General features: G+C 60.0%; 27 protein-coding genes. 16 read left to right on the top strand and 11 right to left on the bottom strand.

Features of this window, described 5'->3' with window-relative positions; genetic code table 11:
* Positions 1-32: 32 nt before the first annotated feature.
* The 6 genes from A2G96_RS07870 to A2G96_RS07845 form a co-directional block, all read right to left on the bottom strand.
* Positions 33-452: a recombination protein NinB gene (locus A2G96_RS07870; RefSeq protein ID WP_062798318.1), complete on the bottom strand. Its 420-nt coding sequence runs from the start codon at positions 450-452 to the stop codon at positions 33-35.
* A 2-nt stretch (positions 453-454) separates the two neighbouring features.
* Entirely contained in the window at positions 455-655 is a 201-nt protein-coding gene (locus tag A2G96_RS07865) for a hypothetical protein (RefSeq protein ID WP_062798316.1), read from the bottom strand.
* A 94-nt stretch (positions 656-749) separates the two neighbouring features.
* Positions 750-1313: a hypothetical protein gene (locus tag A2G96_RS07860; RefSeq protein ID WP_062798314.1), complete on the bottom strand. Its 564-nt coding sequence runs from the start codon at positions 1311-1313 to the stop codon at positions 750-752.
* A gap of 2 nt (positions 1314-1315) precedes the next feature.
* On the bottom strand, positions 1316-1861 hold the full coding sequence (locus A2G96_RS07855) for a hypothetical protein (RefSeq protein ID WP_231909626.1): 546 nt from the start codon (positions 1859-1861) through the stop codon (positions 1316-1318).
* A 7-nt stretch (positions 1862-1868) separates the two neighbouring features.
* On the bottom strand, positions 1869-3260 hold the full coding sequence (gene dnaB / locus A2G96_RS07850; protein WP_062798312.1) for a replicative DNA helicase: 1392 nt from the start codon (positions 3258-3260) through the stop codon (positions 1869-1871).
* Positions 3257-3469, bottom strand: coding sequence for a hypothetical protein (locus tag A2G96_RS07845; protein WP_062798310.1), 213 nt, complete (start codon positions 3467-3469; stop codon positions 3257-3259). The genes dnaB and A2G96_RS07845 overlap by 4 nt, the downstream gene beginning before the upstream one ends.
* Between A2G96_RS07845 and A2G96_RS07840 the strand changes: the two genes are divergently transcribed.
* The gene (locus A2G96_RS07840; RefSeq protein WP_150124073.1) at positions 3468-3737 is read left to right on the top strand and encodes a hypothetical protein; all 270 of its coding nucleotides are present in this window, start codon (positions 3468-3470) and stop codon (positions 3735-3737) included. The two genes, A2G96_RS07845 and A2G96_RS07840, sit on opposite strands and share 2 nt — an antisense overlap.
* Before the next feature lie 2 nt (positions 3738-3739).
* On the opposite strand, the gene A2G96_RS07835 is transcribed toward A2G96_RS07840, so the two are convergent.
* Genes A2G96_RS07835 through A2G96_RS07830 form a run of 3 tightly spaced genes read right to left on the bottom strand, consistent with a single transcriptional unit; the run spans position 3740 to position 5216 of the window.
* The gene (locus A2G96_RS07835) at positions 3740-4696 is read right to left on the bottom strand and encodes a hypothetical protein (protein WP_062798306.1); all 957 of its coding nucleotides are present in this window, start codon (positions 4694-4696) and stop codon (positions 3740-3742) included.
* Positions 4696-4857: a hypothetical protein gene (locus tag A2G96_RS33810; protein ID WP_167354350.1), complete on the bottom strand. Its 162-nt coding sequence runs from the start codon at positions 4855-4857 to the stop codon at positions 4696-4698. The genes A2G96_RS07835 and A2G96_RS33810 overlap by 1 nt, the downstream gene beginning before the upstream one ends.
* Positions 4854-5216 (bottom strand): hypothetical protein, encoded by a 363-nt coding sequence (locus tag A2G96_RS07830; protein WP_150124072.1) that lies wholly within the window; start codon positions 5214-5216, stop codon positions 4854-4856. Before A2G96_RS07830 ends, A2G96_RS33810 begins: the two co-directional genes overlap by 4 nt.
* Positions 5217-5350: 134 nt before the next feature.
* Here A2G96_RS07830 and A2G96_RS07825 point away from each other — a divergent pair, with 134 nt between their 5' ends.
* Positions 5351-5560 carry a hypothetical protein gene (locus A2G96_RS07825; RefSeq protein ID WP_062798302.1) on the top strand — a complete coding sequence of 70 codons (210 nt, stop codon included), beginning with the start codon at positions 5351-5353 and terminating at the stop codon, positions 5558-5560.
* Positions 5561-5671: 111 nt separating this feature from the next.
* On the opposite strand, the gene A2G96_RS07820 is transcribed toward A2G96_RS07825, so the two are convergent.
* Positions 5672-5896, bottom strand: coding sequence for a transcriptional regulator (locus A2G96_RS07820; RefSeq protein WP_062802107.1), 225 nt, complete (start codon positions 5894-5896; stop codon positions 5672-5674).
* A gap of 114 nt (positions 5897-6010) precedes the next feature.
* On the opposite strand from A2G96_RS07820, the gene A2G96_RS33085 reads away from it, so the two are divergent.
* The 6 genes from A2G96_RS33085 (at position 6011) to A2G96_RS07790 (ending at position 11359) form a co-directional block, all read left to right on the top strand.
* On the top strand, positions 6011-6406 hold the full coding sequence (locus A2G96_RS33085; protein WP_150124071.1) for a hypothetical protein: 396 nt from the start codon (positions 6011-6013) through the stop codon (positions 6404-6406).
* Between the two features lie 399 nt (positions 6407-6805).
* Positions 6806-7897 (top strand): hypothetical protein, encoded by a 1092-nt coding sequence (locus A2G96_RS07815; protein ID WP_062798300.1) that lies wholly within the window; start codon positions 6806-6808, stop codon positions 7895-7897.
* An 857-nt stretch (positions 7898-8754) separates the two neighbouring features.
* Positions 8755-9285, top strand: coding sequence for a P63C domain-containing protein (locus A2G96_RS33805; RefSeq protein WP_167354349.1), 531 nt, complete (start codon positions 8755-8757; stop codon positions 9283-9285).
* A 148-nt stretch (positions 9286-9433) separates the two neighbouring features.
* The gene (locus tag A2G96_RS32255) at positions 9434-10423 is read left to right on the top strand and encodes a DUF4214 domain-containing protein (protein WP_082818870.1); all 990 of its coding nucleotides are present in this window, start codon (positions 9434-9436) and stop codon (positions 10421-10423) included.
* Between the two features lie 49 nt (positions 10424-10472).
* A complete protein-coding gene (locus tag A2G96_RS07800; RefSeq protein ID WP_062798297.1) occupies positions 10473-10661 on the top strand; it encodes a hypothetical protein in 189 nt (62 codons plus the stop codon).
* Between the two features lie 407 nt (positions 10662-11068).
* A complete protein-coding gene (locus A2G96_RS07790; RefSeq protein ID WP_150124069.1) occupies positions 11069-11359 on the top strand; it encodes a hypothetical protein in 291 nt (96 codons plus the stop codon).
* A 126-nt stretch (positions 11360-11485) separates the two neighbouring features.
* Here the strand turns inward: A2G96_RS07790 and A2G96_RS07785 are convergent, their stop codons facing one another.
* A complete protein-coding gene (locus tag A2G96_RS07785; protein WP_062798293.1) occupies positions 11486-11698 on the bottom strand; it encodes a hypothetical protein in 213 nt (70 codons plus the stop codon).
* Between the two features lie 818 nt (positions 11699-12516).
* On the opposite strand from A2G96_RS07785, the gene A2G96_RS07780 reads away from it, so the two are divergent.
* Genes A2G96_RS07780 through A2G96_RS07760 form a run of 8 tightly spaced genes read left to right on the top strand, consistent with a single transcriptional unit; the run spans position 12517 to position 14264 of the window.
* The gene (locus A2G96_RS07780) at positions 12517-12729 is read left to right on the top strand and encodes a hypothetical protein (RefSeq protein WP_062798292.1); all 213 of its coding nucleotides are present in this window, start codon (positions 12517-12519) and stop codon (positions 12727-12729) included.
* Positions 12726-12899, top strand: coding sequence for a hypothetical protein (locus tag A2G96_RS33700; protein WP_154676080.1), 174 nt, complete (start codon positions 12726-12728; stop codon positions 12897-12899). The genes A2G96_RS07780 and A2G96_RS33700 overlap by 4 nt, the downstream gene beginning before the upstream one ends.
* A complete protein-coding gene (locus tag A2G96_RS07775; RefSeq protein WP_062798291.1) occupies positions 12896-13129 on the top strand; it encodes a hypothetical protein in 234 nt (77 codons plus the stop codon). The genes A2G96_RS33700 and A2G96_RS07775 overlap by 4 nt, the downstream gene beginning before the upstream one ends.
* Entirely contained in the window at positions 13129-13461 is a 333-nt protein-coding gene (locus tag A2G96_RS07770; protein ID WP_062798290.1) for a hypothetical protein, read from the top strand. Before A2G96_RS07775 ends, A2G96_RS07770 begins: the two co-directional genes overlap by 1 nt.
* Positions 13458-13694: a hypothetical protein gene (locus A2G96_RS07765; RefSeq protein ID WP_150124068.1), complete on the top strand. Its 237-nt coding sequence runs from the start codon at positions 13458-13460 to the stop codon at positions 13692-13694. The genes A2G96_RS07770 and A2G96_RS07765 overlap by 4 nt, the downstream gene beginning before the upstream one ends.
* Positions 13691-13825, top strand: coding sequence for a hypothetical protein (locus tag A2G96_RS34255; RefSeq protein WP_257733296.1), 135 nt, complete (start codon positions 13691-13693; stop codon positions 13823-13825). Before A2G96_RS07765 ends, A2G96_RS34255 begins: the two co-directional genes overlap by 4 nt.
* Entirely contained in the window at positions 13822-13968 is a 147-nt protein-coding gene (locus A2G96_RS33695; RefSeq protein WP_154676079.1) for a hypothetical protein, read from the top strand. The genes A2G96_RS34255 and A2G96_RS33695 overlap by 4 nt, the downstream gene beginning before the upstream one ends.
* 23 nt (positions 13969-13991) lie before the next feature.
* On the top strand, positions 13992-14264 hold the full coding sequence (locus tag A2G96_RS07760; protein WP_062798286.1) for a KTSC domain-containing protein: 273 nt from the start codon (positions 13992-13994) through the stop codon (positions 14262-14264).
* The last annotated feature ends 44 nt before the right edge of the window (positions 14265-14308 follow it).

The raw sequence follows: 14308 nt of genomic DNA, 5'->3' as shown, positions 1-14308 counted from the left end.
ATGGTTCCCCTATTTGATGGTCATTTGACAGGTCACTGCACGCCGTCAAACGCGACTCCAAACTCGTTGGCCGCGTGCGCCTGCACTTTGGCCACGTATTCGCTGAATTCGCCGACACTGAACTCCGACGTCGACTTCCGCCGCGTGAACAACCGGCCATCGGGCAGCGCAATCTCAACCTTCGGCGCGAACATGTCTGCGAAGTACTCGTGCCAGGTGGCGCGTTTGAACTGTTGCCCGTCGATCCAGGCCTGCTCCTCGATGTCGCGCAGCACCGGGCCGAAGTAGAAGGCGTTCTGCTCGGTCGTGCGCCGCCGTTCCTCGGCCGTCACGATGATGCGCAGCGGGCTACCCTTGTCGGCGCACGCTGCGGCATTGGCCTTGATGAACGCGAGCACCGTCGGCCAGATGCCGGGCGACTTGAGGGTGAACTCGCGGTATAGCGCTGCCATGGTCAGTCGTCCCTCGCTTCGTCCGGATCGCCCCAGCCAGACATGACCTTCGCCTGGTAGCGCGAGTGCCCTTCCTCGATCAGATCGCGGTACCGCTGGTAGCCGTCGTCGATTCCGGGGTACCAACATTCTTGGCACCAGCGCGAGCCGAACACCTGAACATCGCCCCGGCACTTCAAGCAGGTTCCGTGACCGTTGCTCATAGCGGCCTCGCCAATCGCACGCCGCGATTCCAGCGGCAGTTCTCGGGCCGGTGGCCGATCGCACCGCAGTAGCAGCATTATCCGTTCCAGTTGCTCATGTTCTGGTTCCTCCCATTCCAAAAAGCGCGCGCACTACGGCGTGCTGCGGCTTCACCTTCCCAGCCTTCAGCGCGGCGCGCGTTGTAGCCCGTGCCAGGTAGGCGCGGTATGCAATTGGGTCGTTCTCGCGGAGCCGGTCGCGGAAGCGCTTCGACACCTCAGCCGGTGTCAGCGTCGATGGCCGACGTGCGCTCCGCCCCGGTACCGGCAGCCAGTACGGCACCGGCGCCCCGTGGCCGGCCAGCCAGCGCGCCACGTGCGCCTGCTTCGACTTCTTCCGCTCCCAGAACAAGCATTCGACGGTGTGCCGCGCTGCGCCGGTGGCCATGGCTAACTCATGCACCGTGCGCGGAATCCCGTCGGCACAGATCCGCAGGATGGCGATCCAGGTGGGCGAGCGTTCGCCGGTAAGCGGCTTCGGGCCGAGCCCCATCGCCTTGGCCTTGGCAAACACCGTGTCACCGGCGCGACCCAGATGAGCCCCGATCACGCGATACGACTGGCCAGTGGCCACCAGTTCGCGCAGCTTCTGTTCCTCTTTGGGAGTCCAACGCGGCATGGTCAGGCCTCCTGCTTGCGGGCGTGCTCGAGCAGAGCCAGCGCGTCGGCGTGGTTGTCGTCGACCACTCGATAGCCGCGCGCGCGCATGGCGGCGATCATGGCGTCCTTGTCGGCGTTGCCCTTCCCCGTCGCCGCCTTTTTTATTACTGGCACCGGGACACCGACCAGGCGGATCCGGTTGCGGTCGGCCCAAGCCTGCAGGTGCGCCTCGAATCCGCCGTACACGTGCGCGGCCTGCACCGCGGTGTGGCGCAGCACCAGCTCGTAGTAGACGGCGTGGATCTCGCCGGCCTGCCGCGCGCGCTCGCCGAGCCACGCAGAGAACTTCAGCCAGCGCTGGCCGGGCCCGTCGTTGCGGCGGGGCGCGAAGGACTCGCTACCGCTGTGCAGCGCGCCGTCGTGCATGCCCAGCGCCCAGCCGGTGGTGGTGCCGATGTCGATGGCCAGGATGTTCAGGTTGCAGGCCGGCGTACCCAACGCTGCGGGGACATTCCCTTGCGAATCAGGCGCTTCCGTGGCGGTCGCGGTTTCGAAGAAGTCGCTCATGCTGTCCTCACAGATCCGCGGCGATGCCGCGCTTGCGCGCCGCCGCGCCGGCAGAAACCATCGGCAGCGGGCCCGTCCAATCCTCGAACTTGGTCACTGGCCCCTTGTAGAGCAACGGCACGTCGCAGAGCGCTCCATTCCGGTTTTTGCGAATCAGCACCTCGGCGTAACCCTTCAGCGCCTCGTTGTTCGGGTCGTACATCTCTGGCCGGTGCACGAAAAGCACCACGTCGGCGTCTTGCTCGATGTCCCCGGAGTCGCGCAGGTCCGACAGCATGGGCCGCTTGTCTGGGCGTTCCTCGTTCTTTCGGCTGAGCTGCGACAGCGCAACCACAGGAATGTCCAGTTCCTTGGCCAGCGCCTTCAGGCCGCGCGAATAGGCGCCGATCTGCTGGGTGCGCATCTTTTCTTCGCCGCCGGACATGAGGCCCAGGTAATCGACGATCAGCAGGTCCAGCCCATGCTTGCGCTTGTGGGCTTTAGCCTTGGTCTTCACCTCGAGCAGCGACATCGCGGGCGTGTCATCGATGGCAAAACGCATGTCGCCCATGTTTTGCACCGCCCAGGTCAGGCGGGGCCAGTCGCTGTCCTCCAGGCGCCCGCGCAGAAGTGCCGACAGGTTGATGCGACCGCGGTTGGCCAATGCGCGCGCAACGATCTCGGCGTCGGACATCTCCATGGAGTCCAACAGGACGCTTAGGCCGGCGTCCGCTATGTTCAGGCCGATGTCAGTGGTTAGCGCAGTCTTCCCCATTGAGGGACGCCCGGCGACGATAACCAGGTTGCCGGCATGCAGACCGCCGTTCAGCGCGCGGTCGATGGATTCGATGCCGGTTGATATGCCGGGTTCGATCCCGCTGTGGTACCGCTCGTCGACCTGCGTGATGACCGACTCCATCAGCTCGCCGATCATCTTCGGCCCACGGCGCACGCCGACCTGCGCAAGGTCCGCGAATAGCCCTTGCGCGCGATCGACGGCTTCTGCCCCTTTCGTCGGGCCCGGCGACTCGACGAGCTCAAGCACTTTGCGTGCGGCCACAGCAGTCTCGCGCAGCAGCGCGCGGTCCCGGACGATTTCGGCGTAGCGGGCAATGTTCGCCGCGCTGGGTGTGCGCTGCGCTAGGTCGGTCAGGTAACCCAGTCCGCCGCAGCGCTCGGATTTGCCCTGCGATTGCAACGCCTCGAACACGGTCACGACGTCGGCAGGACGGTTGGCCAACACCAGGCGGTAGATTGCGCCAAACACCTCCCGGTGGTCGTCGCGGTAGAAGTGCGCCGGCTCCAAGCCGTTGATGCGGTCGATTGCGCCGTTGTCGAGCATCAGACCACCCAGCACCGCCTGCTCTGCCTCGATGCTGAACAGCGCGCGGGGCTGCGGGAAATCGTCGGGGGCGTTCATACCGGCGCCCCGCTGTACTCGGCGGTGATTTCGCCAGTCTTTCCATGCCGGTTCTTGACGATCCGATCGCCCCACACCAGGAAGTGGGCAGTCAACGACGCGTCAAAAGCCTCGGGCTTCAGACGGTACTGGACCGGCGTTGATTCGTCGTGAATCAGCTCGGGCTTAAAATCGTCGTCATGCAACCAAACAACACGTCCGTCGAACATGTCAGGAATCTCCAAAAAATTGTGGGCCGTTCTGGCTGAGAACTACGAAGCGCCGTCGCGATTCGCAGTGACCGTCATCGAAGTGAAGGATCTGGTTCGCGAAAACGTGAAAGCCTTTCAGGCAATGAAGCCGCTGCCGAGCAGCACGGTGCTTGGCCTCTTCACCGACGAGATTGAAGCTCGCGATGTTGCCCGTCGCGTTCAGGACATACGCGACAGCCGAGCCGGCATCCAGGACAAGCTGTTGCGCCCACCGAGCGAGGAATAGGCTCATGGCGCGGATTCCTCGTTGTGGTAGCGCTCCTCACGGATCTTGGTGAAGTTCTCGGCCTTCACGATCCAGTCCAGGCTGGCAAGGAATGGCTTGCGGCCTTCCTGCGTCTTCGCTCGACCCGTGAGGAACTTGGACTCTGCAACGTAGGTGAAGAAGGTCCGCCAGTAGTCGAGGTTCTGCCGCTTGGGATCCTCGTTCCAACGAGTGCGCAGGTTCGCCTGACGCGCGCCTTTCCACTCGCGGATGGACGGGCACATCGGCAGAATCTCGTGGTACAGGGCGATGATTTCCTGATGCGGGCAGTCAGGGCGAGTTGCCTTTCCCCCGCCTTCGCCGAGGACGAAGTCGTCAGCGGGGTCGCTGTCGACGAGTAACCCGTCAGGGTTACTTCTTTTATCCTGCTCCTGCTCCTGCTCCTGCTCCTGTTCCTGATTAGGGCATGTCTTGCCAGTAGGCTTTGTGGAAGGCTTTTCGGAAGGCTTACCGAAAGCCTTGTCGAATGCCTTTGCGAAACCCTCTCCGAGCGCGTAGATGCTGGCTTTCAGGGCTTCGTAGGCTTCCCGCTTAAGGTCGCACTCTGGGATCAAGTCCCACTCTCCACCCCAGGACAGCACCACGTTCGGAGACTCGGGCCGATTGCAGTGGATCGCGTTCGGAATCCACACCACCTTAGCCTTCCAGTCGGCTTTCGCCATACCTTGCTGGAAGACTTCCCCGAAGGCTTCCTCGAAGGCTTCCACGTCCCAGTCCAGTTCTTCCGCCATCGCCGCGCGCCCGGCTCGGAACAGGCCGGGGATGGGCCCGGTGTGCGGGCCGGTCAACAGAAAGACCCATAGGCCCTGACCGCTAGGCTGCAACGGGGACAGGTTGCGGAACTTCTCGTCCCCCCACATGCGCACCTCGATCTTTCGGTACCGGTTCTTCTGCGGTGGCTTCGTGACATCCTTAGCCATTACTGCTTGCTCCCTACTTGCCCTTCCAGCAGCTCGGCAATTTCCCGCTTGAGTTCCGCGCACAGCTGGACACGCACGGCTTGGGTATTGGCCATGGTCATCCTGTGCAGCAGCTCGTTGATCCAGGCGCGCTGCGCCTTTTGAAGGTTGCGCGCATTCATGCCGCCCTCCCGAGGAGCTTGGCCCGCAGCGCCGCGGCCTTCTGCTCCGCATCATGCAGCTCGCGCAGGTCGTCGCTGAACATCAGGTCTCGCTGGTAGGTGATCCACTGCGTCAGCAGCGTATGGCCGACCAGGCATTCGAAGCGCGCAATGGCGGTGATGGGCAGATGCCAGACCTTCCCGGCGCCGTCACGGCCGTGCTTGATCTTGGAGAACTGAGACGGCGACAGCCCCAGGTAGCCCGCATAGGTCTTCTCCATGAACTTGAATCGACTCAGTTCGATTGCCTTGCGGATCAGGCTGGACTCGTCGGAGATGGACGAGATGACACCTTGCTCAATGGCGCGCGGCTTCTCCATCAAGCACATCAGCGGCAACTCTGTTTGAGTGGCAACACTTGACACTGGAGTTGACACTTGGTTCTCCCGTAAAAAGAAAGGCATCGAAGCGATGCCGCTAAACTGCCCAGCACAAGCCATGGACCGCTACCGCCATGCCCTCAGCCAAGAAACCACCAGACGATCGTCGCGCCTGGCACTGCTACACCTGCCTCCAGTCCAGCGAGGCCAAGGAAGGCTCGCCGTGTCCTCTCTGCGGCGGCCAGGTCATCTACGAAGATCCGTGGAAGACCATGATGCGAAAGAAGATCGCGGAGGTCCGAGCGCTGCTCGGTCAGTACATCGACCTGCCGCCGAAGGACTAAGGCACGTGCTCCCCTCGCCGCCGAATCTCCACACCCGATTTGGGCAAGAGGCGGGATCGCCAGTGCCTGCCGAAGCAATGAGCAAACGCGCTTCAGCATCGCTGGCTCCGGCTAGGCGGCCAGCTCCGGCCAGATCTCAAACCAATCGTTGCGCAGATCTCTGCGAGTGACCGCCTTACCGGATTCACGCTCCAGCGCCACGCATAGCTTTTCACCAGGGGTGCGCTGGCCGTACATGACGTTCCTTAAGAACGGCCAAGTTGTCCCACAGCGCTCCGCGAAGGGGGCGCGTTCCTCCTTGGGGATGGTCATGAGGAATGTTTTGAGCTTTTCCATTCCCTGAATCATACACCAAACGGTGAATATTGACACCATACGGTGAATTCACCGTTTGGTTGCAAAATGCTCTAATGCCTCATGAGTAAACTTCCTGAAACAAGGCGCCGAAACTTGGCCCGCCTGGTCGACCAGCACGGGCTTGCCCCTGTCTCGAGGCGGCTAGGCAAGCCCGCCAGCCAGATCAGCGATATGCTGGCTGGCAGGAAGTCATTTGGCGAAAAGATCGCGCGGGCAATGGAAGTCGCGTGGGATAGTGACCGCCCAACGGGATGGCTTGATTCCGAAGCCGCATCGGACCTGCGCTCGACTGACCTTCCTGCCAAAGAACCAGCTACCGCCAGCAACGGTGATTGGCCGTTCGTGTCGATCACCCGCGAGCAGTGGAAAAAAGCACCGAAGCGGACCAGGGAGAGGATTGAAATCTATGCTTTGGGGGCGCTGGAAAACGTTGCTGCAGACGATGAGCCGCCTCCAAAGCCAGCGCACGCAAAAAGTAACGCAGCTTGATGACTGGCGTCCGTTCTTTCGCGGATAGTGATGCCCGTCACAAGATTTGCCGCGAAAATGAACTAGGTTGACAGCCCTCCCCCCGATTTTCCTCTAGCTCGATTCCGATGCGTAATCTCGCTTGTGCGTTATTTCCCTCAGCCTATCGGCGCATCAAATAACCCCCCTCAGACGTCATGGCAAAGCTATTTGCCTAGCGTTCCTTGCAAGCCAACTACAAGAATTCGTATGGACCGTATGTTGAAAGCCACATCTATTGCAGTTGCAGGCCTCCTGTCCGCATGCGCAATAATCCCACGCCAGACTTGGCAGGACAGAGCCGAACTTGCGGTTCAGGACAAGGTTAAACAGGGAGAATATTTTGAAGCGGCTCGAGCACTAGTTGACTTGGATAGGTCGATGCCCGAGCGCACCGGTGATCTATGGACCAAAGTCGCCACGCAAGAAGGGAAAAAGGCCTTCTATACTCAGGGCTCCGAATACATGGCCAAAACTACTGAGTTCAGTGAGCCGGGCATTGAACAAACGTTCAAAACAATCTCGGCCATCGAAGTGCGTGGCCTTGTAACGACTGAGGAGGCCGAGACACTCCGAAGCAGTCTCGCAAATAGAGTGCGGCCAGAGATAGTGGCGGGGAAGTACGTTTACTCGACCACCTTAATCGGGGCGCTTTACGGTGAACAACGTCAAGGCCTAAACGCAGAGCGCTACTTTACTATCAAGAAGCGAGTCGTCGAAGCGCAATCCACCAAGCCATTCCCCCCGACCTTCTACGTCGCTGATGTCGAGGCAATGGCAGACATCGCTAGCGAAGAATCTCCCCACGGGAAAATCCACAACGACTTCACAGCCACGTTGCCGACCCTAAGATTGACTCCATCTCAAGCGAGCACCGGTTCGGTAGCTCGGAATTTCGGACCTGAAGCCGAGAAGTCACTTGCGAAGCGGCGAGGCAAGATTCACCTCCAAATTTCCCCGGAGGACCCGCTGCTCCAAACCGATCTATCAGAAGCTCTGGGAAAAAAACTGCCGCTGGCGCAGTTTGTAGACAGTTCCCCAGGCGCAATCCCAGTGGTAGTTAAAAAGCTCCGTCACGAGGAACGCGTACAGCCCGAACGGACGGAGACGGTGACGGTAGCGCAACATAACGTCAACTTCGTTGCGGCAGCACTGTTGATGCCAAGGAACGCATCCTATCTTTACGATAAGAGGACTGGCGGCATCACTCTCGAGTACGCGTATGAGATAAAGGCGGGTCCTTCCAAGGCCGAGCTCGTACGCGGCACACTCAATCGGTCATACTCCACCTGCGCGAACTCGCGAATCGTAAATGTCTTTGGCGGAGTATCTTCCGCCGACTTTATCGCTAATGACAATATGCGAGCTGATTGCAGCGGGACGCCAGTGGAAGTTTCTGAGGTGCGCAAGGAGGTCGAGGCTCTCCTCCTTGAGGCTATCGCGAAGCAGCCTGCGCTCTTCGATATGCAATAACACTACTAACCAGCAATAGCTAAGCCCGCTGCGCGCAGGCTTCTGTTATCGCGGCGAGCAGCTCGCACCAGCAACTCATGGTCGGCCCGTACCACACCGTGCGCGCACTTGCAAGAGCCGTAACTGACACAACCGTGGGTAGCTCCGCGAGGCAGATGGGCCACGGTAGTCAACGGTCCGCGTGACCATATCCTGCGGCTTGTGAGATTGGTCACTGCATCTTCGCGGTGCATCGATACGTCACAGCGGGCTAGCCCCGCCCCTCCGAGGGCTGCAACTCGTTCTTGCCATCGTGTTTGCAAGCATCCTAGCACTCTACCTTAGTATGCTTGCAAATCCACTAAATGACGGATACGATGCCAGCATCCAACCTCAAGATGACAATCATGGGTGAACCTACGGGTCGTGCGAAGGGAGCGAAAGCCAGGGCGGAAGCGTTGTCGCCGGAAGAAAGGAAGACGATTGCCCAGAAGGGAGCGGCAGCCCGATGGGGGGCTGTGCCGAAGGCAACCCACATCGGGGAATTGGCGATAGGTAACCTTCGAATTCCATGTGCCGTACTACCGGACGGCCGGCGAGTCCTTTCCCAGCGAGGCGTCGGTAAAGCCCTGGGCAGGTCATACGGTGGATCTGATTGGAGTCGACAGGAAAGTGATTCCGACGGCGGTGGGAAACTACCCTTTTTTCTATCATCAAAGGCGATAAATCCCTTTATTTCCAATGACTTGCTGCTGCTGGTAACGGATCCAATCCTTTATCGCGGAGCTGGCGGTGGGGTGGCTCACGGTGTTGAAGCAACAGCGCTACCCAAGATTTGCGATGTATGGCTCAAGGCTAGGGAAGCCGGAGCGCTACGGATGAGACCGCAACTCGCAGTTGCGCAAAGAGCTGAAATCTTGATGCGTGCGTTGGCTCAGGTCGGCGTGGTTGCGCTCGTCGATGAAGCCACCGGTTACCAAGAGGTGCGCGACCGCCTGGCTCTGCAGGCGATTCTTGACCAGTACCTCAGAAAGGAACTGGCTGCCTGGGCCAAGCGATTCCCGGACAACTTCTATCGAGAGATTTTCCGACTGCGCGGATGGAAATGGGATAGTCTTCGCCGCCCAGGCATCGTCGCAGGCTACACCAAGAATATTGTTTACGCACGCATCGCACCTGGCATCCTGGAAGAGCTCGAACGAAAGAATCCCAGGACCGAGAAAGGGTATAGGAAGGCCAAGCATCACCAATGGCTTACGGAGGAAGTTGGGCACCCCGCGCTCGAACGGCACTTGGAGGGCGTGATGCTTCTCCTGCGGATCTCCGATACCTGGCAAGATTTCAGGGTCGCTCTCGAACGAGGCTACCCGCGCCTTGACGGGAATCAGCTGAATTTGCCTTTCAACTGAGACCAAGAGTTCAGTGGCCGCCTAGAGCGGCCTTTTTGTTATCCCCCCTTGCACCAGTTCGTTATTCAACGACTTGTGAGATTCATCACTGCGCCCAGCGCCGGCCTTTGCTAGGGTTTCCCGACCTACCACAAGAGAGGAACGGGACATGCCAGCAAGCAAGCCGATTTATTTCAACCCTGAATTGCCCGTAGTATTCCCAGCTACAGACGGCCAGATCCGCATTACGCCAGATGGCTACAGGTACACACGCGACGCAGTAGTCAGCGGCACCCTCAACTATTACCGTGACACCGGTCCGACTCCGAGCAGCGACACTTACTCGGTAACTGTGAAGCCGGGGGTAAATTACGAATTTGAGTTCGCCGGGCCTGGCAACTTGGAAATGAAGATCTTTGACACTGCCACAGGAGGAGTCTATTACGATTACAAATATCAGACAGGCGATACATCTCAGGCATCTGGAAGTGGGTATCTGACATTTACAAAGGAGACAACGCTTTCGCTATCAGTTTCCACAACAAACGACTTCACGCCAACCTTCTACAACGTGCTGATATATGCTGAGCCGAATCCATTCCATCGGCCGCCCAGCAGCACTGGCCGTGATAGCTACGTCATTCTCGAGCCAATCAAAGACTGCCTGGTTACTTGGGAGGGGAGTGAACGCGTTATTTACACGCCCGCATTAAACTACTATGTGAATGGCATTGAGCGGATCATTTTTTCCGATAAGCGCCTTGCCTTCGACTTCGAGGATTCTGCCGGCGACGCATTTCGCCTCTACAAGGCAGCTTTCGACCGCTCACCCGACCAGGTTGGCCTCGGCTTCTGGATCAGCAAGCTCGATGGCGGCATGAGCACAGTTGAGGTCGCAGCCAACTTCATCAACTCCGACGAGTTCCGAGGCCTCTATGGGGCCAATCCGACGACTACCGAGTTCGTGACGGAGCTGTACGACAACATCCTGAACCGCGCGCCGGACCAAGCCGGACTCGACTTCTATGTGCAGCAGATCGACTCTGGCGCTAAGGGTCGTGATGTGGTGCTGGCCGATTTCGCGGATAGCCAGGAAAACCATGTGCAACTGCTGGGCCAGATGCAGAACGGAATTGAGTACATCACCTGGCTGGGATAACCCCGCGACAAGCCCGCTTTGGCGGGCGCACCAAACAGCTTAACGAACCATGACGATCTCGGAACTGCGCGACGCCCTGGATCAATTGATGGAAGCCGGCAAAGGCGAAATGCCAGTGACCTTTGCCGTGCGCGGTCACATGGACGATGTTTGTCTGGAATACATTGAGGTGCTGGAGATTCGGTCTAGTACCGACCTCCAGAAAGGCGCCACGGCCGATGTGCTGCTGCTCCGGTAGAGCGCTCCGTCCCTAGCTTGGAAACGTTGAAATGGCAGAGCAGAGTGCCTTCCCGTCGGCCTCGGATATAGAGGCCGCCCTTGCAAGAAGGGCCACGAAATTCGTGTGTCCGATGTGCCACCACGAGAACTGGTCAGCGATATCCGGTAAGGACTTCCGCCTGACCATAGGCTGGCAGCGCATGTTCTCGCCCGACAGCTCCCCTGAGTCGCGCCATACGCCAGTGTCTGGGCTGACATGCCTGACATGTGGCTTCGTTGCACACTTCCTACCGGAAACCTTCCGAAAGTTCATCTATGGCGGTAACTGACATGGTTACCCGCCGCGAGTTCGAAGTTCCTCCTGGCGGCGGAGAACCTCCTTATACTGAGGCTATGGAACCCCGCGTCAAAGCCCTCGAAGACACCATGGCCGCCCTCCAGCAGGACGTGGCAGTCATGCGCGCAAACTACGCCACCAAGGCAGACGTTGCGGAGATCCGCGCCGACATCAACAAGGCCATAGCCGAGAACAATCGCTGGACTCATACAGCAACGCTTGGCATGTTCGGGACCTTCGTTCTCGGTATCCTTGGCTTGATGTTCACCATCTGGAACGCGAGCAAGCCACCCTCCGCGCCTGCGGCTCAAGTGGCGACGCAGCCACCCATCATCATCAACGTGCCCGGCCAAGCGCCGCAGACACCCGCCAAGAAATAGGCCAGTCCGAACGCCCATTGATCAGCCCGCCCCTAGCGGGCTTTTTCACGCCCTCGCCCTGGTGGTTTGGTGGCCGCTTCCCCGCCAACCCTTGTAGCGAAAGGACTTGCCCGTGGTGGTCAAGTCCTACCCCTCCTCACCCACCGGCCCCATCCGCCGCTCCAACCCCACCCGGTAGAGCGTAGCACCCACCATCTCCAGCGCCACCCTAACCTCCTCCGGCATCCGCTCGTCGGCCAGGATCTGCGCCAGGCCGGCCACAGCGTCATCCACATCTAGTTCCAGTTCCTCGTCCAGCGCCAGCTGCTGGAAGGCGGCGATCACGTCTGCGGGATCCATAGCGGCTCCTGTCTATTGCGTCGAGCCAGTTTAGACGATACCGACCGTAGCTTCGCTTGTTCCGCCACTCCCCCTTCTCGGCACTAGGCACGTTGTGCGGCAGCGCCTTCTCCTTGGACGTGGGCGAACATTGTGACATTAGTCACAATTCACCATTCATTCACCGTTTGGTGTTGACGATCTATTCACCGTTTGGTGTAATAACTCCATCAACTCACCGAGCAGCACGAAGCCGTGCCAGGTGAGCGTTCTTTGACAAGTCGGGATTCAGGAGAGGGCGCGCAGGGATGCGTGCTTGTGACGACGGGCCGGTGTCGTGACCACCGGCCCGCCAGCGAGAGCCCAGCCCCAAAGGGGCCGGGGTACAACTAGCTGAAGAACAGCATGAGCAATCCGATTAGAGCTTGGAGTTGCTTGCCGCTGAGCTTCAGTTTTACCGTCAGTTCCAACATGGCGAGTGGCCCTGTCTTCGCTGGCAGCGCTGCCAACTGGTTTAGGGTTGGCTTGCGGATCGCCGCCTAGGATAGCGACCCGCAGCGGCTCACCCCTACGGCAACTGGTGCACGGGCTTGCGCCCTGCCGGACATCCATCCGGTACCGCCAGATGTTTTCGAGGATCACCGTTACGCGGCACTCAACCGCGTCCGGGAGCTGAGTGCTCGTCGGCTCGGCGAGCATAGCAGAACTGTCGCGCCCTCCCCTGAATCCCGGCTTCGTCGAAGGTAACCCCGATGGAGCTCGCAATGCCCTCCCCGATCCCACCCACTCGCATCTGCCCCCGTCGGCAGCTGCGCGCAGACGAAGTCAGCACTGTGGTCATGACCGCCGGCCTGTTCTGGTCGGTCACCGGCGAATTCAGCACGCCCGGCATCGGCCAGACGCCGATGTTCGAGGCCAGCGACATCCGGCTGATCAACGACGACGGCAGCGAGTCCGCCCCCATGCAGGACATCTTCTCCAAGGCGTTCATCGAGCAGCTCGAAGCCGACGCCGTGGAATCGCTGACTGAGGGCGGAAGGGCTGCGGCATGACCTGCGATCAATCTCTATCTCAAACCGATCGGGACAAGCTGATTCGAGAACTAGCGGAGGTGGTCGAGCGCTATGTCCAGTGCGACGACATGCGCGGCAAAGGCGTGCAGCAGACCAGCCTGTACCGCACCGCAAAAGCAGTACTCTCCCGCGCCAAGGAGCAAGCATGAACACCACGGAACTCTCTTACGGCACAGCCGCAGAGCGCGCGTTTCTCAATCAGTTGGCGCTCGGACGTAAGGCCGCCCTACTGCTGCGCAACTACATCGCTGCAGCGGAGAAGCGCGTGGCCTGGGGCTCGATCGACAAGACCCAAGTCGTTTCCTACGCCGAGCAGCTGCTCCGCGAAGTCGTGGCCGAGGAAGCCGCTGAAGTCCAACAAGTCTCGAAGGCTGCGTGATGGAAGCCAAGTTCACACCGGGGCCGTGGCAGTGGGACGGCTACAAGCTGCGGCCGACTGATCCCGACCCGAACAACAACGCGGTTCACACGATCGTCGATGCGGAATACATCGGCTGGGGATTTCTGTGCTCCGACCCTAAGAAGACCCTGGCGGAAAGCAACGCGAATCTCCTGCTGATCCAGGCCGCGCCTGATCTCGTGGACGCCGCAACGGCAGCTGAAGCGGTGTTGGCAAAGGGTGGATGGCTGGAGTCCTCCACCGATCCGGAGGCTATTGCTTTGTTCAAGTTGCGTGCCGCCCTCGCCAAAGCCTGCGGAGACCAATCGTGATGACCCCCCAAATCGCAGCAGAAAAGGCAGATCAGCTGATCGGTCAGTACGTGCGCGAATTAGGCGCCTATGGCGATCGCGACATGGTGCGGCAGGCCTTGATCATGCTGATCAGCAAAGCCGCGCTCGGCATCGAGTGCGTGGCTGGCCTGGAGCGCACCACGAAGATCCTGATGGAGACGGCACTCAACGTCGCGACCGTCGTGGAGAAGCGCAAGGAGCCGCAATCGTGATCGACATCGACGACTTCAACAAGCTGCGCGAGCGCCAGGCCCGCAACATCTCGCGCCTGCGTACCGCAACCTGGACGGCGATCGGCATCCTGCTGCTGGCCAACGCGCTTCAGGCGCTCGGACTCGTATGACCTACGACCCCAACACCAATCAGCTGCTGGCGTTGGCAAAGCGTAAGCGCTCAATCGAATACGCCTGTGCGGCCGGCTTCTGCATCGCTGCGCCCGTCGTCTGGTTTTTCGCTGTCGCCATCCGCGCCGGCGCCCTGTTCTAACCCTTTCGCACCTGGAGACCATCATGGAAACCACCGCACCCGCGATCGGCATGCAGCCGGTCGATTCGTCAAAGATTCACAGCATCGGTCACGACGCGGAGACCAACACCCTGGCCGTCCGCTTTAAGAACTACAAGGGCGAGGCCACCAGCCTCTACCACTACAGCAACTTCACCGCTGAGGACTTCGTCGCGCTGCGCGATGCCGAATCGATTGGCTCGCACTTCCACAAGCAAATCAAGCCGTACGACAAGAAATACCCGTACGTGAAGGTCGAGGCTGCCCCGGCCGTCTGATCCGTTTCAGCCATCCGCCCCACTCCAAGGAAATACCGTGAGCG

It is taken from the genome of Cupriavidus nantongensis (genome assembly GCF_001598055.1).
Lineage (GTDB): Bacteria > Pseudomonadota > Gammaproteobacteria > Burkholderiales > Burkholderiaceae > Cupriavidus > Cupriavidus nantongensis.
The sequence above is the reverse complement of the archived record's forward strand: the minus strand, read 5'-3'. Positions and strand labels throughout refer to the sequence as shown.